Source organism: Microbacterium sediminis (assembly GCF_004564075.1).
GTDB classification, from domain to species: domain Bacteria; phylum Actinomycetota; class Actinomycetes; order Actinomycetales; family Microbacteriaceae; genus Microbacterium; species Microbacterium sediminis.
Window position 1 is genome coordinate 49,918 of sequence record NZ_CP038256.1, and the last position, 23,757, is coordinate 73,674.

Annotated in this window: 22 protein-coding genes; 17 read left to right on the plus strand and 5 right to left on the minus strand. The window is 68.8% G+C overall.

The window, feature by feature from the left end:
* Positions 1–2 precede the first annotated feature (2 nt).
* From E3O41_RS00255 to E3O41_RS14045, 14 genes are all read left to right on the plus strand, one after another.
* Positions 3–1,409 carry a M20/M25/M40 family metallo-hydrolase gene (locus E3O41_RS00255; RefSeq protein WP_083991059.1) on the plus strand — a complete coding sequence of 469 codons (1,407 nt, stop codon included), beginning with the start codon at positions 3–5 and terminating at the stop codon, positions 1,407–1,409.
* A complete protein-coding gene (locus tag E3O41_RS00260; RefSeq protein ID WP_067028206.1) occupies positions 1,406–2,587 on the plus strand; it encodes a dipeptidase in 1,182 nt (393 codons plus the stop codon). The genes E3O41_RS00255 and E3O41_RS00260 overlap by 4 nt, the downstream gene beginning before the upstream one ends.
* Positions 2,584–3,825, plus strand: coding sequence for a methylaspartate ammonia-lyase (locus tag E3O41_RS00265; protein ID WP_205631770.1), 1,242 nt, complete (start codon positions 2,584–2,586; stop codon positions 3,823–3,825). The genes E3O41_RS00260 and E3O41_RS00265 overlap by 4 nt, the downstream gene beginning before the upstream one ends.
* 92 nt (positions 3,826–3,917) lie before the next feature.
* Positions 3,918–5,480, plus strand: coding sequence for an ABC transporter substrate-binding protein (locus E3O41_RS00270; protein ID WP_067028209.1), 1,563 nt, complete (start codon positions 3,918–3,920; stop codon positions 5,478–5,480).
* Positions 5,481–5,547: 67 nt separating this feature from the next.
* A complete protein-coding gene (locus E3O41_RS00275) occupies positions 5,548–6,504 on the plus strand; it encodes an ABC transporter permease (RefSeq protein ID WP_067028211.1) in 957 nt (318 codons plus the stop codon).
* A complete protein-coding gene (locus E3O41_RS00280; protein WP_083991062.1) occupies positions 6,501–7,439 on the plus strand; it encodes an ABC transporter permease in 939 nt (312 codons plus the stop codon). The genes E3O41_RS00275 and E3O41_RS00280 overlap by 4 nt, the downstream gene beginning before the upstream one ends.
* 25 nt (positions 7,440–7,464) lie before the next feature.
* Positions 7,465–8,439 (plus strand): ABC transporter ATP-binding protein, encoded by a 975-nt coding sequence (locus E3O41_RS00285; protein WP_205631771.1) that lies wholly within the window; start codon positions 7,465–7,467, stop codon positions 8,437–8,439.
* Positions 8,436–9,431, plus strand: a complete 996-nt coding sequence (locus E3O41_RS00290) for an ABC transporter ATP-binding protein (RefSeq protein ID WP_135011741.1) — start codon at positions 8,436–8,438, stop codon at positions 9,429–9,431. Before E3O41_RS00285 ends, E3O41_RS00290 begins: the two co-directional genes overlap by 4 nt.
* Positions 9,428–10,267: a M55 family metallopeptidase gene (locus E3O41_RS14345; protein ID WP_067028217.1), complete on the plus strand. Its 840-nt coding sequence runs from the start codon at positions 9,428–9,430 to the stop codon at positions 10,265–10,267. Before E3O41_RS00290 ends, E3O41_RS14345 begins: the two co-directional genes overlap by 4 nt.
* Entirely contained in the window at positions 10,264–11,193 is a 930-nt protein-coding gene (locus E3O41_RS00300; RefSeq protein WP_135011743.1) for an isoaspartyl peptidase/L-asparaginase family protein, read from the plus strand. Before E3O41_RS14345 ends, E3O41_RS00300 begins: the two co-directional genes overlap by 4 nt.
* 9 nt (positions 11,194–11,202) lie before the next feature.
* A complete protein-coding gene (locus E3O41_RS00305; RefSeq protein ID WP_067028219.1) occupies positions 11,203–12,057 on the plus strand; it encodes a MurR/RpiR family transcriptional regulator in 855 nt (284 codons plus the stop codon).
* A complete protein-coding gene (locus E3O41_RS00310; RefSeq protein WP_067028221.1) occupies positions 12,054–13,745 on the plus strand; it encodes a DUF885 domain-containing protein in 1,692 nt (563 codons plus the stop codon). Before E3O41_RS00305 ends, E3O41_RS00310 begins: the two co-directional genes overlap by 4 nt.
* A gap of 45 nt (positions 13,746–13,790) precedes the next feature.
* The gene (locus E3O41_RS00315; RefSeq protein ID WP_067028223.1) at positions 13,791–14,837 is read left to right on the plus strand and encodes a zinc-binding dehydrogenase; all 1,047 of its coding nucleotides are present in this window, start codon (positions 13,791–13,793) and stop codon (positions 14,835–14,837) included.
* A 14-nt stretch (positions 14,838–14,851) separates the two neighbouring features.
* The gene (locus tag E3O41_RS14045) at positions 14,852–16,966 is read left to right on the plus strand and encodes an amidase family protein (RefSeq protein WP_162303954.1); all 2,115 of its coding nucleotides are present in this window, start codon (positions 14,852–14,854) and stop codon (positions 16,964–16,966) included.
* Positions 16,967–17,024: 58 nt separating this feature from the next.
* On the opposite strand, the gene E3O41_RS00325 is transcribed toward E3O41_RS14045, so the two are convergent.
* The 3 genes from E3O41_RS00325 to E3O41_RS00335 are packed head-to-tail and all read right to left on the minus strand — an operon-like array spanning position 17,025 to position 19,399.
* Entirely contained in the window at positions 17,025–17,744 is a 720-nt protein-coding gene (locus E3O41_RS00325) for an SDR family NAD(P)-dependent oxidoreductase (protein WP_205631773.1), read from the minus strand.
* On the minus strand, positions 17,732–18,442 hold the full coding sequence (locus tag E3O41_RS00330) for a creatininase family protein (protein ID WP_067028230.1): 711 nt from the start codon (positions 18,440–18,442) through the stop codon (positions 17,732–17,734). Before E3O41_RS00330 ends, E3O41_RS00325 begins: the two co-directional genes overlap by 13 nt.
* 3 nt (positions 18,443–18,445) lie before the next feature.
* Positions 18,446–19,399, minus strand: a complete 954-nt coding sequence (locus E3O41_RS00335; protein WP_162303955.1) for a M14 family metallopeptidase — start codon at positions 19,397–19,399, stop codon at positions 18,446–18,448.
* Positions 19,400–19,514: 115 nt separating this feature from the next.
* On the opposite strand from E3O41_RS00335, the gene E3O41_RS00340 reads away from it, so the two are divergent.
* Positions 19,515–20,003: a GNAT family N-acetyltransferase gene (locus E3O41_RS00340; protein ID WP_067028234.1), complete on the plus strand. Its 489-nt coding sequence runs from the start codon at positions 19,515–19,517 to the stop codon at positions 20,001–20,003.
* A gap of 154 nt (positions 20,004–20,157) precedes the next feature.
* Here the strand turns inward: E3O41_RS00340 and E3O41_RS00345 are convergent, their stop codons facing one another.
* A complete protein-coding gene (locus E3O41_RS00345) occupies positions 20,158–21,054 on the minus strand; it encodes a LysR family transcriptional regulator (RefSeq protein WP_067028236.1) in 897 nt (298 codons plus the stop codon).
* Positions 21,055–21,077: 23 nt separating this feature from the next.
* Positions 21,078–21,752 (minus strand): SDR family NAD(P)-dependent oxidoreductase, encoded by a 675-nt coding sequence (locus E3O41_RS00350; protein ID WP_067028237.1) that lies wholly within the window; start codon positions 21,750–21,752, stop codon positions 21,078–21,080.
* Between the two features lie 142 nt (positions 21,753–21,894).
* On the opposite strand from E3O41_RS00350, the gene E3O41_RS00355 reads away from it, so the two are divergent.
* Together E3O41_RS00355 and E3O41_RS00360 are read left to right on the plus strand one after the other, a co-directional pair.
* Positions 21,895–22,731 (plus strand): aldo/keto reductase, encoded by an 837-nt coding sequence (locus E3O41_RS00355; RefSeq protein WP_067028239.1) that lies wholly within the window; start codon positions 21,895–21,897, stop codon positions 22,729–22,731.
* Positions 22,732–22,794: 63 nt separating this feature from the next.
* Positions 22,795–23,625, plus strand: a complete 831-nt coding sequence (locus tag E3O41_RS00360; protein WP_244927252.1) for a MurR/RpiR family transcriptional regulator — start codon at positions 22,795–22,797, stop codon at positions 23,623–23,625.
* The last annotated feature ends 132 nt before the right edge of the window (positions 23,626–23,757 follow it).

Below are 23,757 nucleotides of genomic sequence, written 5' to 3' on the forward strand. Positions count from 1 at the left end.
TCATGAGCATTGCGGCACTGCGATTCGACGCCGATGACGAGCGGTACATCCGCGAGCTCTCGGAGTACGTGGCCATCCCGTCCGTGAGCCGCGATGGCGATCCAGCGGTCATGCGCCGCGCCGCGCAGTGGCTGGCGGCGAGGCTCGATTTCGCTCGGCCGCGGATCGTGGAGACGCGCGGATTCCCGGTCGTCGTGGGGCAGTGGATGGGCAGGCCGCAGGCCCCGACGGTGCTCGTCTACGGGCACATCGACGTGCAGCCCACGGGAGACATCGACGAGTGGCTCACGCCGCCGTTCGAGGCGACGCGCGTCACGGGGCCCGACGGCGAGGACAGACTGCGGGGGCGTGGCGTCACGGACGACAAGGGCCCCAGCTACATCGCGATCGAGACGTGCCGCCAGTTTCTCGCGCAGGAGGGCGCGCTTCCGCTGAATGTGAAGTTCCTCTTCGAGTGTGAGGAGGAGATCGGCAGTCCACACCTCGCCGACTTCGTCCATGCGCATGCGGAGGAGCTCGGAGCCGACCTCGTGATCTCGGCTGACGGCGCCATGTGGCGCACGGATGAGCCGTCGCTGTCGATCGCATCGAAGGGTCTGCTTGCGCTCGACATCGAGGTGGAGGGCCCGAACCGCGACCTGCACTCAGGGCGCTACGGGGGCACCGTCGCCAATCCCATCCACGCGCTCGTCGAGCTGCTGGCCACGCTCCATCACCCCGACGGGAGGATCGCGGTGGAGGGATTCGATGACGGCGTGCCGGCGCTCTCCGACGAGGAACGGAACGAGATCGAGGCGGTGCCCTTCAGCGAGGAGGCCTACCGCGCCGACCTGGGCGTCGACCAGACGCACGGCGAGCCGGGGCTCGGCACACTCGCACGCCTGTGGACGCGGCCGACCCTCGAGATCAACGGCATCCGCGGCGGGGGCTCGTACACGGTGATCCCGCACGTGGCGAGTGCCCACCTCACGTGTCGTCTGGTCGCGGGCCAGCACCCGGACGCCGTCTATGAGGCGATCGTGCGGCACGTCAACGCGCACATCCCTCGCGGGACGCGGGTCGGGATCTCCCGTGAGGGCGGATCGGTTCCGGCCTACGCGATCGATCGTGACCACCCGGCCATCACCGCGGCCACCGCCGCACTCGCCGAGGTCTACCCGAACGAGCGCGTGCTGCTTGCGCGCATCGGCGGGACCCTGCCAGCCACCACCTTGTTCGAGGACGCCCTGGGTGCGAAGACCCTGTTCTTCTCGTTCGCGTACGCCGACGAGCTCCACCACGCACCGAATGAGTTCCTGCGCGTGCGGCGCCTGCGCGAGGGAATGCGCGCGTGGGAGATCCTGCTGCGGCTGCTGGGCGATGGCGAGCATCGCCTCGCGCAGCGTGCCCGCGAAGAGGCGATCGCGTGAGCGGCTATCGCTCCTACGGGTATCTGCCGGAGGGAACGCTCGAGGACTTCGATCTCGAGGCCGAGTTCGATCGCGTGCCTCCGCATGACCTCGGCCTCGACACGGAGCAGGCGGAGCGCGCCGAGCGGCTCCTGCGCGAGTCCATGGTGATCTCGCTGCACGATCACCCCGTGCGCTTCCCGCGGGACGTCGCACGCATCCCCGAATACAACCGCACGGGGCGTCAGCACACCGCGTTCGTGGGACTGCGGCGTTCGGGCATGACCGTGGTGTTCGACAACATGATGGACGGCACGGCATGCGTCACGGGGCACGCGCCGTGGCGGTGGGATGACGTGATCACCGATCTCGGCATGCGTCAGGCCGATCTCGCGCATCAGGCGGATGTGATCGTCGGCCGGACGATCGCCGATCTCGAGCGCGCGCACGCGGAGGGCAAGGTCGCCCTCGTGTTCGGCCTCGAGGCGGCCACGCCGATCGAGAACGAGATCGAGCGGCTCGACGTGCTCTTCGGACTGGGGCTGCGACAGATCGGCATCGCGTACAGCGACTCGAACGCGCTCGGTGCGGGGCTCGTGGACGGGCCGGACGGCGGCCTCACGGTGTTCGGGGGCAAGGCGGTGGCGCGCATGAACCAGTTGGGCTTGGCCATCGACATCTCGCACTCCAACGACCGCACCGGCATCGAGACCTGCCGGGCGAGCGAGAAGCCGGTGCTCATGACCCACGCCGGGGCGCGAGCGCTGTGGGACATCCCACGGTTGAAGAGCGACGACGCGCTGCGTGCGGTGGCCGACACGGGCGGGGTGATCGGAATCTCGGCGGCGCCGCACACCACGATCTCCTCCGGCCATCGCGAGCACACCATCGAGTCGGTGATGGACCACTTCGAGTACATTGCCGAACTCGTCGGACTCGAGCATGTGGGGTTCGGGCCCGACACGCTCTTCGTCGACCACGTGGGCCTGCACCGTCAGTTCGCGCACCTGCTGAGCGGTGCGACCGCCGCGGCACCCGAGCATCCCCGCGTGGAGTACGTGAAAGGCCTCGAGAGCCCCGAGGAGTGCTTCCGCAACATCGTCGGCTGGCTGGTGGGGCATGGCTACACGGACGACGAGATCCGCCTCGTCGTCGGAGCGAACGTGCTGCGCGCGCTGCGAGACATCTGGCCGGCGTGATCCGGGTCACCGACGTGATCGCCGCGCCCGTGCGGTCCGGGTTCTTCCGCGACGACCAGGCCCGGATTGTCGCGGGGGCGGCGCACGACGGTTTCCTCTACGAGGGCGATCCGCTCACCCCGGGATTCACGGCTGTCCGTGAGGCGGGGCAGGCCCTGTCGATCCTGCTCGTGCTCGAGGATGGGCGGACCGCCGTGGGCGACTGCGCCGAGGTTCAGTACCCGGGCGTGGGCGGTCGCGATCCCGTGTTCGACTCCCTTGCCGCGCAGGAGGAAGTCGAGCGCATCATCGCTCCGGTACTCATCGGACGCGAGATCGACGGGTTCCGCGGCATCGCAGGGAGGATCGACGCACTTCCGGGCCTGAGCACCCCTGTGCGCTATGGGATCTCGCAGGCGTTGCTCTCCGCAGCTGCGCAGGGCGCGGGCATGACCATGGCCGAGCTCATCCGCGACGAGTACGCCACCGGGATACGGCTCACACCGGTGCCTCTGTATGCCCAGAGCGGCGACGAGCGCTATACGAACGTCGACAAGATGATCCTGAAGCGGGTGGATGCGCTGCCGCATGGGCTCATCAACGACCGGGAGCACCTGGTCGGACCACGCGGAGAGCTGCTGCTGGAGTACGTGGCATGGGTGCGTAACCGCATCCTGCATCTCGCGGACGACGACTACGTCCCGACGATCCACTTGGATCTCTACGGGACGATCGGGCTCGCTTTCGACGGTTCCCTTCCGGAGATCGCGGGCTTCCTCGAGCGGCTCGGCCGTACGGCGGCGCCGTTCCCGTTCCGTGCCGAGCATCCCCTCGATGCGGGCGGCCGGTCGGAGCAGATCGCCGCCTTCGCGCAGCTGCGTGCGTTGCTCGCCGAACGCGGATCCGATGTGCAGATCGTCGCCGACGAGTGGTGCAACACCCTCGACGACATCCGCGCCTTCATCGCCGGGCGTGCGGCCGACATGATCCACGTGAAGACTCCGGACCTGGGCGGCCTCGGCAACACGATTGATGCGCTGCTGGAGGTGAGGCGAGCAGGGCTGGGCGCTTTCTGCGGCGGCACCTGCAACGAGACGGACGTGTCCGCCATCGCGACCGCCCACGTCGCTATGGCGGTCGGCGCGGACCAGCTGCTCGCCAAGCCCGGCATGGGCGTGGATGAGGGCGTCATGGTCGTCGGCAACGAGATGGCGCGGGTGACCGCGCTGGCGAAGCGGCGGACCTTCTTCCATTCGTAACACCGATGCAACAATCATCCAGCATCGTAATGTTTGTTACACCCTGCGCGGCACTCACCGTGCGGTGTCCCGAATACAGCAAGGAGCGGTCCATGCGTCGACTCAAGGTGGCGGGAGCGAGCATCGTTGCCGCCGTCCTCCTGCTCACCGGCTGCGCCAGCAACGGTGAAGAGCCCAGCGGCGGTTCCTCCGACGGAGGATCCGGCGACAACGACCTGATCATCGCCCGCGCGGCCGACGCGCAGTCGATGGACATCACGTCGGTTCACGACAACAACTCGATCAAGGTCGGGCAGCACATCATGGAGACGCTCTTCATGATCACGCCCGATGGCAGCTCGGTGGAGCCCTGGCTGGCCGAGAGCTACGAGATCTCCGACGACAACCTCACCTACACGGTGAAGCTCAAGGAGGGGATCCTCTTCTCGAACGGCGACGAGATGACTGCGGAGGACGTCAAGTTCTCGATCGACGCGGCCACGGCGACCGGCGCCGAGGGGTGGGGTTTCGTCAATGAGCCGATCCGGGAGGTCGTCGTTGTCGACGACTACACCGTGGAGTTCAAGCTCGATCAGCCGTACGCGCCCACCCTCGCGGTGCTCGCCATGTTCTCCAATGCGATCGTGCCGGCCGACTACGACGGCAAGACGAAGGAGGAGTTCTACGGCGAGGGCCCCATCGGTACGGGTCCGTTCGTGTGGCGTGAGTGGAACCCCGGGCAGTCGATTATCCTCGACAAGAACCCGAACTACTGGCAGGAGGGCAAGCCCGCGGTCGACTCGATCACCTGGTCGGTCGTGCCCGACGCCTCCACGCGAGAGCTCATGCTGCTCGGCGGCGAGATCGACATCAACGAGGAGCCGGACTGGTCGAGCTTCGTCAACCTGCAGAAGCAGGACGGTGTGACCGCCGAGCTCTTCCCGTCGACGTACATGCGCTACATGTCGCTGAACGAGAACTACGACTACTTCGCGGACGTCCACGTCCGCCGCGCGATCGGGTACGCGGTCGATCGTGATGCGATCGTCGACACGGTGACCTACGGCAATGCCGAGGTCGCGAACTCGATCATCATGAAGGGCCTGCCGTTCCACGACGACACGCTCGAGGGCATCCAGTACGACCTCGACAAGGCCAAGGAGGAGATGGCCGCATCCGGCTTCCCGGATGGGTTCTCGACGAAGCTCCTCATCGCATCCGGCGACTCGGAGCAGGCCTCGATCGCACAGATCGTTCAGGCCTCGCTCGCCGAGATCGGCATCACCGTCGAGATCACGCAGCTCGACCCGACGGCCAACAAGGCAGCCCGCACGTCGATGGACTTCGAGATGGCTCTCATGGCGTGGTACAACGACATCGCCGATCCGGACCAGTGGACCTCGTGGGCGCTCGACGCCGACGCGAGCTCGCGCGCGGCGTACACCGACTGGCGCAACGAGGAGGTCGTCGCGCTGAACAAGGCCGCGGCGACCGAGACCGATGAGGACGCTCGCGCCGAGCTCTACAAGGAGCTTCAGGCGATCGTCGCCGAGGAGGCGTACATCACGATGTTCTACTACACCCCCTACAAGTGGGTCGTGGACGACTCGGTCAAGGGGTTCCACGTGACACCGCTCGGCAACTACCACCTCGAGGACGTCACGATCTCCGAATAAGGCTGCGCGGCGGCCGGCCTGAACCGGCCGGCCGCCGCCCCGCCCCGCTCCTCCCGGAGGCCCACCCATGCTCGAACGTCTGCGCTTCATCCCCTCCCGTCTGCTGCACGCGATCCCGGTCGTGTTCGGCGTGACGATCCTCGTCTTCTTCATGGCCCGCATGCTGCCCGGCGACCCCGCCACCGCATTGCTCGGCGAGTACGCCACGCCCGACCGCGTGGCCGAACTTCAGGCCCAGATGGGACTCGACAAGCCCGTCTGGGAGCAGTACCTCACCTTCATGGGCAAGCTGCTCACCGGCGACCTGGGCAGCAGCCTGGCCTATCGCAAGCCCGTCGTCGACGTGATCGGCGGTGCGATCCCGGTCACGCTGACGCTCGTGGTGTACTCGCTCACGCTGTGCCTGCTCATCAGCATCCCGCTCGCCGCCATCGCTGCGACGAAGCCGGGCAGCGTGCGCGATCAGGCAGTGCGTGCGTTCACACTGGTCGGGCAGGGAATGCCGACCTTCTGGGTGGGCGTCATGCTCATCCTCATTCTCGCGCTGGGGATGCGCCTGTTCCCGGTGGCGGGCACCGGCGACGGATTCCTCGGCGCTCTGCATTCCTTCTTCCTGCCCTCGCTGACGATGGCCATCTATCTCGCCCCGACGACCATCCGCAGTCTGCGCACGGCGATGATCGGAGTGCTCGACTCCGAGTACATCGGCACCGCGCGTTCCAAGGGTCTCGGCCCAGGTGGGCTCTTCACGCGCCACGTCCTGCGCAACTCGGCGATTCCGGCGGTCTCGATCGTCGGTGTCAACATCGGACATCTCGTGGGCGGGTCGCTCGTCATCGAGAACGTCTTCGCACTTCCGGGCATCGGCTCGTTCCTCGTCAACTCGATCTTCCAGCGCGACTTCCCGATCGTCCAGGGCGTGACGCTCTTCGTCGGAATCCTCGTCGTGGTGGTGGGCATCGTCACCGACATCGTCTATACGCTGCTCGATCCGCGCGTCGACCTGAACGGGAGGCGCTCATGACCAGCGTCCAGACACCGCCGCAGCCCCCGGCCGAGATCCTCACGCTGTCCACACCGACGGCCGCGTTCCTTCGCTTCAAGAACCGTCGCCGCGCGAACCCCAACCGCTCGCGCACGCTGAAGCCCTGGTACCGCAACGGCACCCTCATGACGGGCCTGGCCATCACGGGCGTCCTCGTGCTGATCGGCCTGCTGGCACCGTGGATCGCTCCCTACGACCCCATCCATCAGGACCTTCAGAACGCGCTCCAACCGCCGAGCGCCGAGCACTGGCTCGGCACCGACAAGTTCGGTCGCGACGTGCTCTCGCGGCTGATCCACGGCACCACGATCGACCTGCGAATCGGTTTCCTTGCGGTGATCATCCCGTTCATCGTGGGCACCCTCGCCGGAGCGATCGCCGGCTACTACGGCGGGTGGATCGACACCGTCATTATGCGGATCGTGGACGTGTTCTTCGCGTTCCCGTTCTACGTGCTCGTGATCGCGTTCGTGTTCGTCTTCGGAAACGGCGAGGCCAGCATCTACCTGGCGATCGCGGCCGTCTCCTGGGTCTCCTATGCCCGCATCGTGCGTGGCGAGGTCATCGTGGCCAAGCAGCAGGACTACGTCACCGCCGCCAAACTGGCTGGATACTCCGACATGCGCATCCTGTTCCGTCACATCGGGCCGAACGTGGTGTCGCAGGCGATCGTCTACGGCATGAGCGACATCGTCATGGACATCCTGGCGATCGTGACCCTCGGCTACCTGGGGCTGGGCATCGCGCCGCCGACAGCGGAATGGGGCTCCATGATCTCCGACGGCAAGGAGTTCCTCACGTCCATGTGGTGGCAGGCGACGATCCCCGGACTGGCGGTGGTGATCACCAGCCTCGGCGTCTCGCTGCTCGGTGACGGCATCGCCGATCAGATCAGCCCCGAACGGAGGAAGTGACATGACCGCGACTCCACTTCTGGTCGTGCGCGACCTCACGATCGGCGTCCCGCGAAAGGGACGCGAACCCATCATCCTGGTCGACAAGGCCAGCTTCGAGGTGGCCACGGGCGAGCGCTTCGGCATTGTCGGCGAATCCGGATCGGGCAAGTCCATGACCCTGCGGGCGATCGCCGGCCTGCTGCCGAAGGGCGTGAAGGTGCTCGGCGGGTCCATCGAGTTCGAGGGCAGCGACGTGCTGCGCATGTCGAAGACGGCGCGCCGGAACCTCATGGGCCCGGGGATCGCCATGATCTTCCAGGAGCCGATGACGGCGCTCAACCCGACAATGCGGGTTGCCGATCAGATCGCCGAGGGTCTGCGCGTCCACCGGGGAATGCCGAAGGCCGCCGCGCGCGAACGCGCCATCGATCTGATGAAGCGCACCGGTATCCCGGACGCGGAGCGGCGGGCGGCGGCGTTCCCCCACGAGTTGTCGGGCGGACTGCGTCAGCGGGTGATGATCGCCCTTGCCGTGTCGTGCTCACCGAAGGTGCTGCTGTGCGACGAGCCGACGACGGCGCTCGATGTGACCGTCCAGCACCAGGTGCTGAAACTGCTCGAGGACCTGTGCGATGAGTTCGGCACCTCGCTCGTGTTCGTCACGCACGATCTCGCTGTCGTCAACCAGACGTGCCAGCGCCTGGCCGTCATGTACGCAGGCCGCATCGTCGAGTCCGGCCTGGTCGGTGACGTCTTCCCGGCTCCCCGCCACCCGTACACGATCGGGTTGCTCAATTCGGCTCCCGACTTCGACAAGCCCGATCGGGAGCTCGTGCCGATTCCCGGCTTCCCGCCCAACCTCGCGGCCCGTGAGCCCGGCTGCGCCTTCCGGCCTCGGTGTCCGTTCGCCATCGAGGCGTGCGCGACCACGAACCCGCCGCTGGAGTGGGTCGAGGAGGGTCGCGCGGCGGCGTGCCTGCGAGCGGGAGACATCGCGAAGAGGGAGGTCTTGGCATGATGGAGGAGAACATCCTCTCGGCTGCCGGCGTGCGCCAGGAGTATCGCGTCGGCGGCAGGAAGAAGCTGCTGAAGGCCCTCGACGGCATCGACCTCGAGCTGCGCAAGGGCGAGACGCTCGCGCTGGTGGGTGAGAGCGGATCCGGCAAGTCCACGCTCGCGAAGATCCTCGTCGGCAGTCTCGCTCCGACCGCCGGCGAGGTGCAGATCGACGGCGCGCCCGTCGTCGGTCGCCGTTCGAAGCTCAACGCGCAGCGCATCCAGATGGTGTTCCAGGACCCGTACTCCTCGCTGAACCCGCGAATCACGATCGGCGGCATGCTCGCCGAGGTCCTGAGATTCCACAGGATCGTGCCGCCGAACGAGATCCGTGCGGAGAGCATCCGCCTGCTGAATCTCGTGGGCATGGAGGAGGACGTCCTCGACGCGTATCCGAGCCAGTTCTCCGGTGGACAGCGCCAGCGTCTGGCCATCGCTCGCGCGCTCGCCCCGCGCCCCGAGGTGCTCGTCGCCGACGAGCCGGTGTCCGCGCTGGACGTCTCGGTCCAGGCGACCATCCTCGACCTCTTCGCCTCGCTTCAGCGCGAACTGGGCCTGTCGATTCTGTTCATCGCGCACAACCTGGCGGTTGTCCAGCACCTCAGCCAGCGCGTGGCGGTGATGTATCTCGGGCGCATCGTCGAGGTCAGCACGACCCGCGAGCTGTTCGAGAACCCGAAGCATCCGTACACGCGTGCGCTGGTTGATTCGATCCCGCGCATGTCGGCGGGAAGCGTCAACGACCTGTTCGAGGTGCAGGGCGACCCGCCCAGCCCGATCGACCTGCCGCAGGGGTGCCGATTCGCCCCGCGGTGTCCCCTGGCGACCGACGAGTGCCGTTCTGTGGACCCCGCGCTTCTCGAAGTGGCCCCGGGCCGGTTCAGCGCGTGCATCCACACCGATCGACTCGCACCGTACGCGTTCGCCCCGAAGGCTGAGGAGGCCGCCCTGTGAAGATCTGGATCTCGTGCGATATGGAGGGCGTCGCGGGCGTCGTCAGCTGGGATCAGTGCCGCCCCACCACCCCCGTCGCCTACGCGCTCGGCTGCAAGCTGATGCTCGATGAGGTCAACGCGGCGATCGAGGGAGCGATCGAAGGAGGGGCGACCGAGATCATCGTTAACGACTCGCACGGAAAGATGGCCAACCTCGATCCGTCCGCGCTCGTCGGCGAGGCGAAGTACCTCGCGGGCAGCCACAAGCCGATGTACATGATGCAGGGGCTGGATGACTCCGTCGACGCGGCATTCTTCATCGGCTACCACGGCTCGATCTCGGGAGAGCCGTCCGCCATGTCGCACACGTACAACCCCGAGGTCTTCCAGGGGGCGCGCCTCAATGGCACCTGGGTCGGAGAGAGCGGAATCAATGCGCTCGTGACGGGCCACTATGGTGTGCCGATCGCGCTCGTCAGCGGCGACCAGGTGACGCAGGCCGAGACGAGCCTGATCGCGCCCGAGGCGGAGTACGTGCTCACGAAGGAATCGATCAGCCGGTTCTCGGCGCTCAACCTGCACCCCACGACCTCGCAGCGACTCATCCGCGAGGCAGCGAAGCGGGCCGTCGAGAAGGTGGCGGCGGGGCAGATCGCGGACCGCCCGATCGAGACGCCCGCCGCGCTCGAGCTGGACGTGCAGACGGCCGACATGGCCGACGTCGCGACATGGGTCGGCGGCGTGGAGCTGACCGGCTCGCGGCGCACCGTCAAGATCGAGGGCGACGATCTGCTCGACGTGTTCCGTCGCTTCGTCGCGGTGAACTACATCACGCGTCAGGCGGGCGGTCGGTGAGCCGCGAACTGCGCCTCACGTCCCACCGGACGCGAACCGAGCGCCCGTACGCGCTCGTCCTGCACGCCGGTGCCGGTGGACGCGTCGAGGAGCTCTCGCTCGAGGACCAGGCGAACTACGGTGCCGGCCTGCGCAGGGCGTACGAGGCAGGTGAGCGGGTGCTCGAATCCGGTGGAACGGCGGAGGAGGCGGTGTGCGCCACCGTGGCCGTGCTCGAAGACACGCCTCTGTTCAACGCCGGGCGCGGAGCGGCGCTGACGGCGAGTGGCCGGGCCGAGCTCGACGCGTCCGTCATGACGGGAGACGGCCGCGCGGGCGCCGTCGCCGTGACGACGCGGATCAAGAACCCCGTCTACGCGGCGCAGAAGGTCATGAGCGAGAGCGACCACGTGCTCCTCGTGGCACCTCCCGAGGAACTCGCCGTGTCGTGGGGTCTCGAGCTCGTCGAGCCCGAGTACTTCGTCACCGAAGCACGGCTGAAGCAGCTTGAGAACGTCCAGGCGCGACAGCTCGAGGCATCGCGCCACGGTACCGTCGGCGCGGTCGCACTGGACCGGGCCGGCAGGATCGCGGCCGCGACATCGACCGGCGGGATGGTGAACCAGGCGGACGGCCGGGTTGGCGACACGCCGATCATCGGGGCAGGCACGTATGCGCGCGACGGGATCGGCGGCGTGTCGTGCACGGGCGAGGGAGAGGCATTCATCAGAGGTGTGGTGGCCCACGACATCGTCAGCCGGATGAGGTACCTCGGGCAGTCGCTCGAGGGCGCCGTGTCCGCAACGTTCGACCACGAGCTGACGTCGCGCGACGCGTCGGGCGGGATCATAGCGATCGACCACGAGCGGAATGTGATCATCGCGCACAACTCGCCCGCGATGTTCGCCGCATATCGTGACGGCAACGACATCGTCACGCTGACATAGGGGGAACGGATGGAGACGATCCGGGAGCGCGTGTTCTCGAGCATCGAGCAGCTGAGTCCGGCCGAGAAGCGCGTCGCGCGCGCCATCCTTGCCGATTATCCGGGAGCGGGGCTCGGCAGTGCCTCGCGCCTGGCTCGGGATGCGGGGACGAGCACGCCGACCGTGCTGCGGCTGGTCGCGCGGCTCGGGCTGGAGTCCTGGGCAGAGCTGCAGGGCCTGTTGCGGCGCGAGGTCTCGCAGCGGGCGGGAAGCCCGGTGAGCCGCGCCGAGCGGACGATCGCGGACGACGGCTCCACGCCGTTCGACCGCGCGGTCGCCCTGCGGGCCGAGGCCGCGCGCTCGGTCGCCGAGACGGTTCCGCCGTCCGAGTTCGATGCGGCGATCGAGGCGATCGTGCGTGCGAACCGGGTGGTCATCACGGGCGGCTACTTCTCCCTGCACGTCGCCGAGATCATGCGTCTGCAGCTCGATCAGCTTCGAGGCGGCGTTCACGTGACCGGCGAGCCAACCGGGCGAGGGGCCGGCCGCTACTTCGATCTCGACCGCCACTCGCTCGCCATCATCATCGACATGCGCCGACATGAGGAGACCGCCCGACGAGCCGTCGACCTCGCGCGGGGTCGCGGTGCGCGCACCGTCGTGATCACCGACGTCGAGATGTCGCCCGCCGCAGAGCGCGCCGACATCGTGCTGCCCGTGCACGTCGATCACGCCCCGTTCGACACCTTCGTGGCGCTCATGTCACTCGTGGAATGTCTCGTCGACGGCGTCTTCGGACGCCTCGGCGGCGCCGCGCTCGAGCGCATGCGCCTGTGGGAGCAGTCGGTGCAGATCCCCCGATCCGACAATGAGGAGACTGTATGACCAGCGGCGCGCAGCGTCTGACCGAACTGGGTGACGCTTACTTCGAGACCCGTCACCGCTATGACCCCTTCAACGCGACCCTGTTGGGGCTCAGCGAGTACGACGGCCTCGTCGGCGATCCGTCTGCCGAGGCCTCGGCAACGGCCGCGGATGCGTTCGCTGCGATACGCGCGGAGCTGGCTGAGCTCGACACCGCGGGGTTCACCGAAGCGCAGCTCGTGGACGCCGAGGTGCTCGAGGCTCTGCTCCGCAACGCGGAGGACGACGCGCGCGACAGCATCTGGGCACGTGCGGCCTCCTCGGCCGGCTATGCGTCGCGCCAGGGAACGCTCTTCCAGGCGATCGCGGCGGTCAGTGTCGACGACGACCTGTCCGCGGAGCGCTACCTGCAGCGACTGGGCGGACTGGGTGACTACTTCCGCGGTCTCGCGGCGCGCTATCGTCACGAGCTGGCGGCGGGCTTCACGCCGACGCGGCTGGCCGTGACCAAGGCGCTCGGCCAGTTGCGCACCGAGCTCGGCGATCCGTCGCACGCCGTGCTGCTGCGGCCCGCCGCCGCTGCGACCGATCCGTCCGTGCGGCAGCGCGCCGAGCGATTCCTCGAGGACAGCGTTCGTCCGGGCATCGCGGCCCTGATCGAGGCCTTCGAGAACGACCTCCTGCCGGTGGCGCGCAACGACGACCACGTGGGCATCCGGGAGGTGCCGGGGGGCGACGAGATGTACGCGCGTGCCCTGCGGAACCACACGACCACCGATCTCACGCCCGAGCAGATCCACCAGCTCGGTCTCGACGTGCTTGCGCAGCTCGAGGCGCGCTGGGCCGACGTGGGACAGGCGGCATTCGGGGTGACCGACCGGAAGCACATCGTCGAGCGGCTGCGTACCGATCCCGACTTGCGCTTCCAGACCACGGACGAGATCGTCGAGGTCGCCACCGCTGCGCTGAAGCGCGCGGAAGAGGCACTGCCGCGCTACTTCCCTGCGGACTGGAGCGTCGGCCCGTGTGACACCGTCGAGCTGACCGCCGAGGAATCGGCGAACAGCGCGATGGCGTACTACCGTCCTCCGGCCGACGACGGCAGCCGCAACGGCGCCCAGTGCCTGGCGACGGCCGACCCCACGAGCAGGCACCGCTGGGAGTATGAGTCGCTCACCTTCCACGAATCGGTGCCGGGCCACCATCTGCAGCTGGCGACATCACAGCAGCTGGACATCCCGCGCTACCGTCGCCACCTGGATGTGGAGGTGTGCGGGTTCAATGAGGGCTGGGGCCTGTACTCCGAGGAGTTCGCCGACGAGCTGGGGCTCTACAGCAGCGACGTCGCGCGGTTCGGGATGCTGTCGTTCATGGCGCTGCGCGCCTGTCGTCTCGTCGTGGACACCGGGATCCACTATTACGGCTGGAGCCGCCAGCAGGCCGTCGACTTCATGTTCGAGAACACGGCGACCACCCTCGATCACGTCGAGCACGAGGTCGACCGCTATGTCTCGTGGCCCGGACAGGCCTGTGCCTACATGGTGGGCAAGACGGAGATCCAGCGCATGCGCCGGCGCGCCGAGGAGGCGCTGGGAGACGCCTTCGATCTGCCGTCGTTCCATGGGGCGATCATCGGCAACGGCGCGGTGCCGCTGTCCGTCGCCGACGCCGCCACCCGACGGTGGCAGGAGACCCGCACCGCTGCCTGACGCCGCGGCACACCGATTCGAGCCCGCCTCTTCGAAGGGAAGTCCATGAAGGCCGCCATCTACCAAGGCCCCGGTGCCGTCGAGATCCACGACGTTCCCGACGCCACACTCTCCCGACCGACCGACGCGGTGGTGCGGGTGGTTCGCGCCTGCGTGTGTGGATCGGATCTGTGGGGTTATCGCGGCGTGCTGCCGAACAAGCCATCCGGGTCGCGCCTCGGCCACGAGTTCATCGGCGTTGTCGAAGAGGTCGGCGCCGAGGTGCGCGAGGTGAAGGTGGGTGACCTTGTCGTCGCCCCGTTCCAGTGGTGCGACAACACCTGCGAGACCTGCCGCGATGGAATCCAGACCTCGTGCCCGAACACGGGTACCTTCGGCGCGGCGGGTGCCGACGGCGGCCAGGGCGAGGCGGTGCGCGTCCCGTTCGCCGACGGCACCTGCGTGGTGGTGCCCGGAGGGATGGCCGCGTGCGACGAGGCGACGCTTGCATCGCTGCTGGCGCTCACCGACGTCGCGGCGACCGGCCTGCACGGTGCGGTCCTCTCGGGTGTGGAGCGTGGCGACGAGGTGGTCGTGATCGGCGACGGCGCCGTCGGGCTGAACGCGGTGCTGGGCGCGAGCGCGGTGCTGGGCGCCGAGCGTGTCGTGCTCGTGAGCACCCACGACGACCGCGCCGCACTGGGGCGCGAGTTCGGCGCGACCGACATCGTGCCCGCGCGCGGGGATGAGGGTGTCGAGGCCGTGGCGGCGCTGCTGGGGCGCAAGCCGAAGCACGTGGTCGAGGCCGTGGGCAATCCGGATGCGTGGGACATGGCGATCGCCATGCTGCGCCCCGGTGGCACCGTGGGGTCGGTGGGCGTGCCGCACGTTCGCCCCGAGCTTCCCCTGTTCCCTGTCCTGCGGGGGAACCTCACCGTGCGGGCGGGACTGGCCCCTGCACGGCACTATCTGCCCGATCTCCTCCAGCGCGTGCTCGCGGGTGGCTACGACCCCGGCCGGGTGTTCGATCTGACGCTGCCGTTCGGCGAGGTTGCGGAGGCGTACCGCGCCATGGATGAGCGCCGTTCGATCAAGACCATGCTGGCGTTCTGACCGAGGGGATCGTCATGAAGTTCACTGTCATCGGATCGGGCGCGATCGGCGGGATGATCGGCGCTCACCTCGCGCGCAAGGGCAACGATGTCACCTTCGTCGACGTCGACGCCGCCCACGTGGCGGCGATCAACGAGAGCGGCCTGCGGATCACGGGGCCCGTCGAGGAGTTCACGGTACGGGCTCCGGCGATCCTGCCTGAGCAGCTTCCCGAGGTCATCGACGGCGTGGTGATCGTGGCGGTGAAGTCGCATCACACCTACGGGGTCGCGGATCAGCTCCGGGGCCGTCTTGCAGGCGACGCCTTCGTGCTGTCGATCCAGAACGGCCTCACCGCCGACATCCTCATCCCGGCGGTCGGCGCGGACCGACTCGTGGTCTGCTTCATCAACATCGGCGCGGACTACATGGCACCGGGTGAGGTGATGCAGGGCAACGTCGGCACGTTTCGCATCGGCGAGCTCGACGGCACGATCTCCGAGCGGGTCATCGCCCTCGCGGCGGAGCTTCCGTACGTGGAGATCACCGACAACATCGTCGGCTACCTCTGGGGCAAGGAGGCGTATGGATCGATGCTCTTCGCCGGTGCCGTCTCGGACCTCTCCATCGCCGACACGCTCGACCTGGCGGAGTACCGGCCGCTCATGCTCGCCATCGCGCGCGAGGTCCTCGCGCAATCGCCGGTCACGCCGATGGGCTTCGACGGTTTCGATCCGGATGATCTCGAGGGCTCCCTCGATCGTCTGGCCGCGTTCAATCGCGGGAGCGCCAAGTCCCACAGCGGCATCTACCGGGACCTCGCGGTGCGCAAGCGCCCGACGGAGGTCGCGGTGCAGATCGACCCGTTGGCGGGCCCTCTCACGAAGTATGTCGCCGATCTGATCCGGGCGATCGAGCGCGGAGAACGGGTCAATGAGGTCGCGAACCTCGATCTGCTCGCGGCATACGAGCGACTCGAGCGTCTCGGCCGACCGCTGAACGCGGTCGTCGCCCCGCTGTCGGCGCCGAAACGCGGGCTGAAGGGGCCGCTGGTCGGCACCGCTGTCGCCGTAAAGGACATCATCGATGTCGCCGGTTCTCCCCGCGGAAACGGCAACCCCATCGACATGCGGGGGGAGCCGGCGGTGACGGACGCTCCGGTGATCGCCGCGCTGCGCCAGGCGGGCGCGGATGTGTTCGCCCTCGCCAGCCTGCTTGAGTACGCCGCGGGGGCCCCGCACCCCGATCTGCCCGAGGCGCGCAACCCTCTGGACCCCGCCACGACTGCCGGGGGATCGTCGGGCGGATCGGCGGCGCTGGTGGCTGCCGGCGTGTGCTCCGTCGCGCTCGGCACCGATACCGGTGGGTCCATCCGCATCCCCGCCGCGTATGTGGGTGTCGTGGGCTTCAAGCCCAGCTGGGGACTCCTGAGCGTCGAGGGCGTGACGCCGTTGGCACCGAGCCTCGACCACGTCGGAGTGCTTGCTGCTGACGTGCACGAAGCCGAGCGGGTGATGGCGGCGATCTCGGATCTGCGACCCGTGGCCGCCCGCGAGCAACTGCGACTGGGAGTGCTGCGCGGTCAGCTGGACGACCCGCGGCTCGACCCCGAGATCGCGCGACTCACGCAGAAGGCCCTCGATTGTCTCGCCGCTGCGGGCGTTGTGCTCGAGGAGCGGGACTCGACACCGCTTTCCGCAACGGACGAGGTCTTCGGGCCGATCATCCACGCCGAAGCGGCAACCGTGCACGCGGAGCGACTGGCTGCCGATCCCGAGCACTATGGCGAGGCCACGCGTCGGCTGCTCACCGCCGCCGTGGCCCAGCCCCGAGAGGTCGGCGAGGGTGCGGCTGCTGCTCGCACCGCCATCGTGGCGGAGGCGCTCTCGCTCGCAGAGGGTGTCGACGCGCTCGTCGGGCCGGTCGTTCCGTACGCGGCACCGGCCCTCACGCCGCCGATGGACACCCCTGAGGGCGAGATCGAGGGCATCTTCACGGCGCCGTACAACGTCACGGGGCAGCCGTCCATCACGATCCCGTGCGGCGTCACGGCCGCGGGATTGCCGATCGCCATCCAGCTGGCCGCGCCTCTCGGTGCCGATGCCGAGCTGCTGGCTGTGGCGGCACGCATCGAAGCGCTGCTGGCTTGAGGAAGCGGAAGGGCGGGGCCGGATTCTTCCGGCCCCGCCCTTCCGCGTCATGGCGCGATCAGAACATCGATGACCCGCCGTCGATCGACAGCACCTGTCCGCTGACCCAGTCGGCGAGCTCCGAGGTGAAGAACCGCACGCCATTGGCGATGTCCCGGGAGGTTCCCGTACGGCGCAGGGCGATCTTCTGCACGAGCGCGCGCTGACCTTCCTCGCCATACGATGCCCACTGCTTCTCGGTGGTCGGGTTCGAGCGGACGAAACCGGGTGCCACGCAATTGACCGTGATGCCGAACTGTCCTAACTCGTGCGCCATCTGGCGCGTGAAGCCGATCTGTGCGGCCTTCGCGGACGTATACGCCTGGATGCCGGTGAGACTCACCGAGCGCCCCGCGCCGGAGGAGATGTTCACGATCCGGCCCCAGCCCGCCGCCTTCATTGCCGGTGTGACGGCGCGGGTCATGACGAATGTCGTCTGCAGATTGGCCTGCAGCACGCGCGCCCACTCCTCGTCGGTGACGTCCTCGATCGGCTTGTGCACCTGACCGGTCACACCACCGGCGCAGTTCACCAGCACGTCCACTCGGCCCCCGATCTGCTCGAGGTACGAGGCGACGGCGCGCGAGTCGCTGGCGTCCACCTGATCCCGATCGATGCCGTACACCGTGGCGCCTTCCTCCCTGAGCACCTCGGCGATGTCGGCGCCGATCCCCTGTGCGGTGCCCGTGACGAGCGCAACCTTTCCTTCGAGTCCTCTGCCGATCATCAGAATGCCCATCCCCTCGTCATCATGTCCCGCGTCTCTTCGACGCCGGTCTGCCAGATGTGCAGCATCTCGGCGTCGTCTCGTGCGTAGCTTCCCCCGAAGCTGCCGTCGACAGTTGCGGTGCGAAGGTCCGCCGGCCCCATCTGCAGGATGGAGTTCTTGTCGACGACGGGCTTTCCCTCGGCCGGCATCTCGACGCCGGCCAGGCGGTTCCAGGGGAAGTTCTCGAACCAGCCTCCGTGCGACGGGTTGGCCTCGTAGGAGTGCGCAACCGCCTGCACGCGTGGTCCCGCGTACCAGCTCGTGAACTGGACCTGCACGCGCTCGGGGCGCGGTCTCGACACCCACTCGCGGGCAGCCTCATGAACGGGCGTGTTGCCGCCGTGGCCGTTGACCACCAGGAGCCGGCGGAAGCCCTGATCCTCGAGACTGTCCAGGATGTCGCGCACCGCCGCGAGCATGGTGTCGAGCTTGAGCGTGATCGTGCCCGGAAAGGCCGTGTGGTAGGGCGTGATCCCGAAGGGCAGGACGGGCAGCACGGGGATGCCGAGCGGTTCCGCAGCCTCCACGGCGACCCGCTCGGCGAGCATCGCATCGGTGCCCAGGGAAAGGAATCCATGCTGTTCGGTGGATCCGATCGGGATCACAACGCGGTCGTCGTGGTGCAGATAGTCCTCGACCATCTGCCAGTTCATCTCCCAGAGTCGCATCGTCTACACCAGAGCCAATCCGAGCAGCAGGCCGTCTGCCTTCACGGCGGGGCTGCTCGTGACGAAGAGGGGAACGCCGGCCTTCGGCGCGCGGATCTCGTGGGCCTCGCCGCCGATGAGGGGCGAGACGCGGCCGAGCAGATCGCCCTCGGCGACGGTTTCGCCCGTGTCCACCGCTGCTTCCCACCAGCCCGGTGCCGGCGTGGTGAGCCAGAGCCACGAGTCGTGTTCGACCGGGGCATCGAACTGCTCCACATCGCCGGTGACCGAGCCGATGTGCCGCAGCGCATTGACCAGCCCGCGGAAGTGCAGATCTACCGCCTGCGGGTCGAGGATGCCGCACTCGCCGGACTCGGCAGTGATGCCAGGGATGCCCATGTCGGCAGCCTGCGCCGAGGTGCTGCCGCCCACGGTGCGGCCCGACCGGGCCTGACGCACGACATGCCGGAAGCCGTAGGCGAGCGCCATCTCCCGGGCGATGTCGGCCACGGGGGAGTCGTCGTACATCGCGAACGGCTCGAGCGCCTCGGGAAGGTCGCCGCAGTGCAGGTCGAAGAAGAAGTCGGACCCGCTGAGCAGATGCGTCACGACGGCCGCGGCGATGCGCTCGGCGGCGGTGCCGGCGGGATCTCCGGGAAAGCTGCGGTTGAGATTCTTGCCGTCGTGGGGCACGACGAAGGGAGTGCGCGCATAGAAGGCGGGCAGATTGATCACTGGAGCCACCCGGATCGTGCCGCGCACCTGCGCCGGGTCGGCCTCGGCGATGAGCCGGCGCGCCGTGGCGATCGACGAGTACTCGGTGCCATGGATGCCTGCGATCACGGTGACGATCGGGCCGGGGACGGCGCCGGTGATCTCGACGTAGGGAATGGTCAGTTCGCCGTGGTCGGCGAGGTCGACGGTGAAGGAACGCTCTGCCACGTCGGCTCCTCGATGCTCGGGCGGGTGTCTTTCCATTCCTACGCGGCGCAATCGCCGGAGACGTTCGCCGCGTGTGAAATGTACGTTACATATGTGCTCGCGATGACGGGCAATGTAAAGAATGGCTCGTCGCTTGTGCTCCCATGGAGTCATGCCGCTCACTCCCGCAGATGTCGAGTTCTCGGTCGATCAGTCGCGCATCGACCAGCTCTGGGTGCACGAGACCCTGCAGACGCACGCGTACTGGGTAGAGGGGCGCACGGCGGAGATGCAGCTGCGGGCGAACCAGCACTCCATCTGCTACGGCCTGTACCGCCGGAGGGATGGTCAGCAGGTGGCGTTCGCGCGGGTGCTGAGTGATCACGCGGGGCTGGGATGGCTGTGCGACGTGATCGTCGAGCCGTCCGAGCGCGGCGGCGGGCTCGGGAAGCTGCTGGTCGAGGGAATCGTGGCGGATCTGGACGGGCGCGGCATCAAGCGCACCATTCTCACCACCGTCGATGCGCACGGTCTTTACGCGAGGCACGGCTGGGCACCGCTGCGTAAACCGGAGTACATGATGGAGCGTCGCACCGGCCCGGTCCCCGCGCATTATGAGGTCGCGGAATCGCCCCTCGCCGACGAGCGCGACGGCACCTGAGCGCGCCCGACGAGGGCATCCCGGCTGCCGAGGAGGATCGGGCCGGGTTCGCCCTCGGGAACCGGGAACTCCTCGCGAACCGGCGCGCCAAAACCGGCGCGCCAAGACCGGCACGGCGAACCGGCGCGGCGACCCGGCGCGCGCCCCGCGAACCCTACGGCCGGAGCGAGAGCTCGCCGCGCAGGCCCGCGATCTCGGCCTGCGGCACGAACATGCGGGCGAAGGCGCGCGCGGACGGCGACGGGTCGGCGCGGGTGGCGAGGTGCACGTCCCACTCCGGCGCGTCCGCGAGGGGCGTGCGCACGAGGTGCTGCGCGGCCTGCTTTGCCGCGATCGACTCGGGCACCACGGCGACGCCGAAGCCCCGCGTGACGAGGTCGACGAGCATGTGCACGTCGCCCGCCTCGACCATGGTGCGCCGCGTCACCCCCGCCGCGGCGAACGCCGCATCGAGCACGCGGCGCGCCTCCCACGCCTCGCCGAAGTCCACGGTGCGCACGCCCTCGATGTCCGCCAGCGAGGCGTAGGGCACGTCGGCGTGCGAGAGCACCACGAACGGCTCCCGGCGCAGCAGCAGGCTGTGCGCCCGGGGAACGGAGCCCGCGGGGGCCGCGATGAGGGCGACGTCGAGGCGCCCCTCGTCGAGCAGCGGCACGAGCCGAGAGGTGACGTCCTGCACGAACTCCAGGTCGGCGGCGGGGTGCGCGCCCGCGAACGCCGTGAGCAGATCCACGATGTCGACCGAGCCGCCCAGGCACTGCTCCGCGCCGATGCGCAGCTCGGCGTGCTCCGGCTGCGCGCCGAGGACCGCCCGCTGCGCCTCGCGGACCTGCTCGAGGATGCGCTCGGCCCGGGGCCGGAAGGTCGCCCCGGCCGCCGTCAGCGCCGCGCCGTGGCGGCCGCGCGTGAACAGGGCGGTTCCGAGCTCGCGCTCGAGCGAGCGGATCGACGCCGACAGGCCGGGCTGCGAGACGAACGAGCGCTCGGCCGCGCGCGTGAAGCTGGCCTCCTCGACGACGGCCATGAAGAACTCCAGCTGGCGAACATCCATACCGGAACGTTAGCCGGGCGGGATCAGTACGGCTGGGTCTCCAGCTCGGTCGCGAACACCCGCAGTTGCGTGCGCTCGGTGTGCATCCGCCACAGCGTGTCGGCGATGACCGTGGGATCCTTGCGCTCGTCGCCCGGGATGATCGCGCCGGGGATGATGATCTGGCCGACGTAGATCGGCTCGTCCTTCAGCGCCTGGTTCAGCGCCTCGATGTACGCCGTCTCGCCGGCGAAGGCGATCGACGTGCCCGCGAAGTGCTGCACCGGCTGCACGGCGCTGCCGCCGTTGACGAACAGCAGCGAGCCGGTCTTCAGCACCCGCATGCCCTGCAGCACCTGGTGCACGGCGGCGACGGGGCCGTAGATCGAGAACTCCACGGCGGCGCGGATGTCGCCGACGGTCGACTCGAGCAGCGGGCGCAGGAACTCCTTCTGCGGCAGCGGGTTGTACGACATCACCTCGATGAGCCCGAGGTCCTGGCTGGCCTGATCGAGCGCGGCGACGAGGCTGTCGACGTTGCGCACGTTCGCGGCGTAGCCCTTGGCCGTGAACCCATCGGCCACGAGGTCGGCGGCCAGCTCGTCGACCCGCTCCTGGTTGCGGGCGATGAGGGCGAGGCTGTAGCCCTCCTTGCCGAAGCGGCGGGCGAGCGCCTCACCGAGGTTGCGTCCGGCTCCGATGATCGCGAAAGTCGTCATGTCACCACGCTAGGTCGGATCGCGCGAGGGCCGCGCCGCGATAGCGATCTTCTATGGAAGCGGCGAAATACCCCGCCGGTGTACGACGCTGAGGACTCGTGGCCGCGGGATCCCGTGGCCGACGCAGACGAAGGAGAAGTGCATGACGACCGTTCCGCAGATCCGCATCGCCGACGGCGTGACGATCCCGCAGCTGGGCTTCGGCGTGTACCAGGTGCCGCCGGAGGAGACCCGCGACGCGGTCTCGATGGCGCTCGAGGTCGGCTACCGCCACATCGACACCGCGCAGATGTACGGCAACGAGCAGGGTGTCGGCGACGCGCTGAAGGACTCCGGCCTGAGCCGCGACGAGGTGTTCGTCACGAGCAAGCTCAACAACGGCTTCCACCGTCGCGACGACGCGCTGCGCGCCGCCGAGGCCAGCGTGGAGCGCCTGGGTGGCCCGATGGACCTGTTCCTCATCCACTGGCCGCTGCCGACCATCGACGTCGACTACCTCGAGACGTGGCAGGCGATGATCGAGATCCGCGACGCGGGCCTGACCCGCGCGATCGGCGTCTCGAACTTCCAGGTGCCGCACCTGGAGCGCATCATCGCCGAGACGGGCGTGAAGCCGGCCGTGAACCAGATCGAGGTGCACCCGTACCTCACCAACGAGACGGTGCGGGCCTACAACGCGGCACAGGGCATCGCGACCGAGGCGTGGTCGCCGATCGCGCAGGGTCAGGTGCTCGGCGACCCGACGATCTCGGCCATCGCCGAGCGCGTCGGCCGCACCACCGCCCAGGTGACGCTGCGCTGGCACATCCAGCGCGGCGACATCGTGTTCCCGAAGTCGGTCACCCGCTCGCGCGTCGAGGAGAACTTCCGCCTGTTCGACTTCGAGCTGACCGACGACGACATCCAGGCCATCGCGGCGCTGAACAAGGATCACCGCACGGGCCCCGACCCCGACACGTTCGCCTACATCCCCGCCTGAACCCGGGGCCGGGATCGCCGTTTGCCCGCGTGCTCTAGAGTGTGAGCCCGATCGGAGGGGCGGATGGCGATGCTGGGGGCACCGGAGCTGAGCGTCGTGGCGCGCGTGCGCGCCGCCGCCGCGGCGCTCGGCCCCAGCGAGGGACGCGTGGCGGCCGTGGTGATCGCCCGGCCGCACGAGGTGGTCTCGTGGTCGACGGCCGACCTGGCGCAGGCCGCCGAGACCTCCACCGCCACCGTCATCCGCGCGTGCCAGAGCCTGGGCTTCCGCGGGTTCCAGCATCTGCGTCTCGAGCTCGCCCGCTCGGCGCCGCTGGCCCCGCGGGAGGGCGACGACATCGTCGCGAGCACGTTCCACGACGCCGCGGCGGCGCTGCGGCTCGCGCAGGAGCGAGTGGACCCCGGGCTCATCGAGCGGGCGGCCGACGCGATCCGCGGTGCGCGGCGCGTCGTGCTCGTCGGCAACGGCTTCTCCGGCCCGCCGCTGCAGGACTTCGCGATGCGGCTGAGCACCCTCGGGCGGCCGGTCGAGGCGCCGATCGACGCCCAGGCGCAGCAGTTCGTCGTACACGGCATGGGGGAGGGCGACCTCTGCGTGGCGCTGAGCTACTCGGGCGCCAACGTGCAGACGCTGCGCGCGTGCACCGCAGCCACCGATCGTCGCGTGCCCGTCGTGGCGATCACGAGCTTCGCGCGCTCGCCGCTGGGCCGCGTGGCGGACCTGCTCATCGCCACGGGCCCCGCGGGCGAGGCGCACGACGTCGATCCGTTCCTCGCGCGGCTCGGGCACACCGTCGTGCTGCACGCGCTGCACTCGGCCCTCTCGCGCTCGGCGCGGCCGGCGGAGGTCGCCGACATGCGGCATGTCGTGGCCGACGCGCTCGCCGACGACTGATCCGCCCGACCGTCGCGACAGCCGAACCGAACGTTCACCTCGCCGCCACCGGCGATCAACCGGTCCTCCACCGTGCCGTCGCCGCGCCTCGCTGAAATCTCGTTACGTACCCGGTGAAACGCACGTAACGGA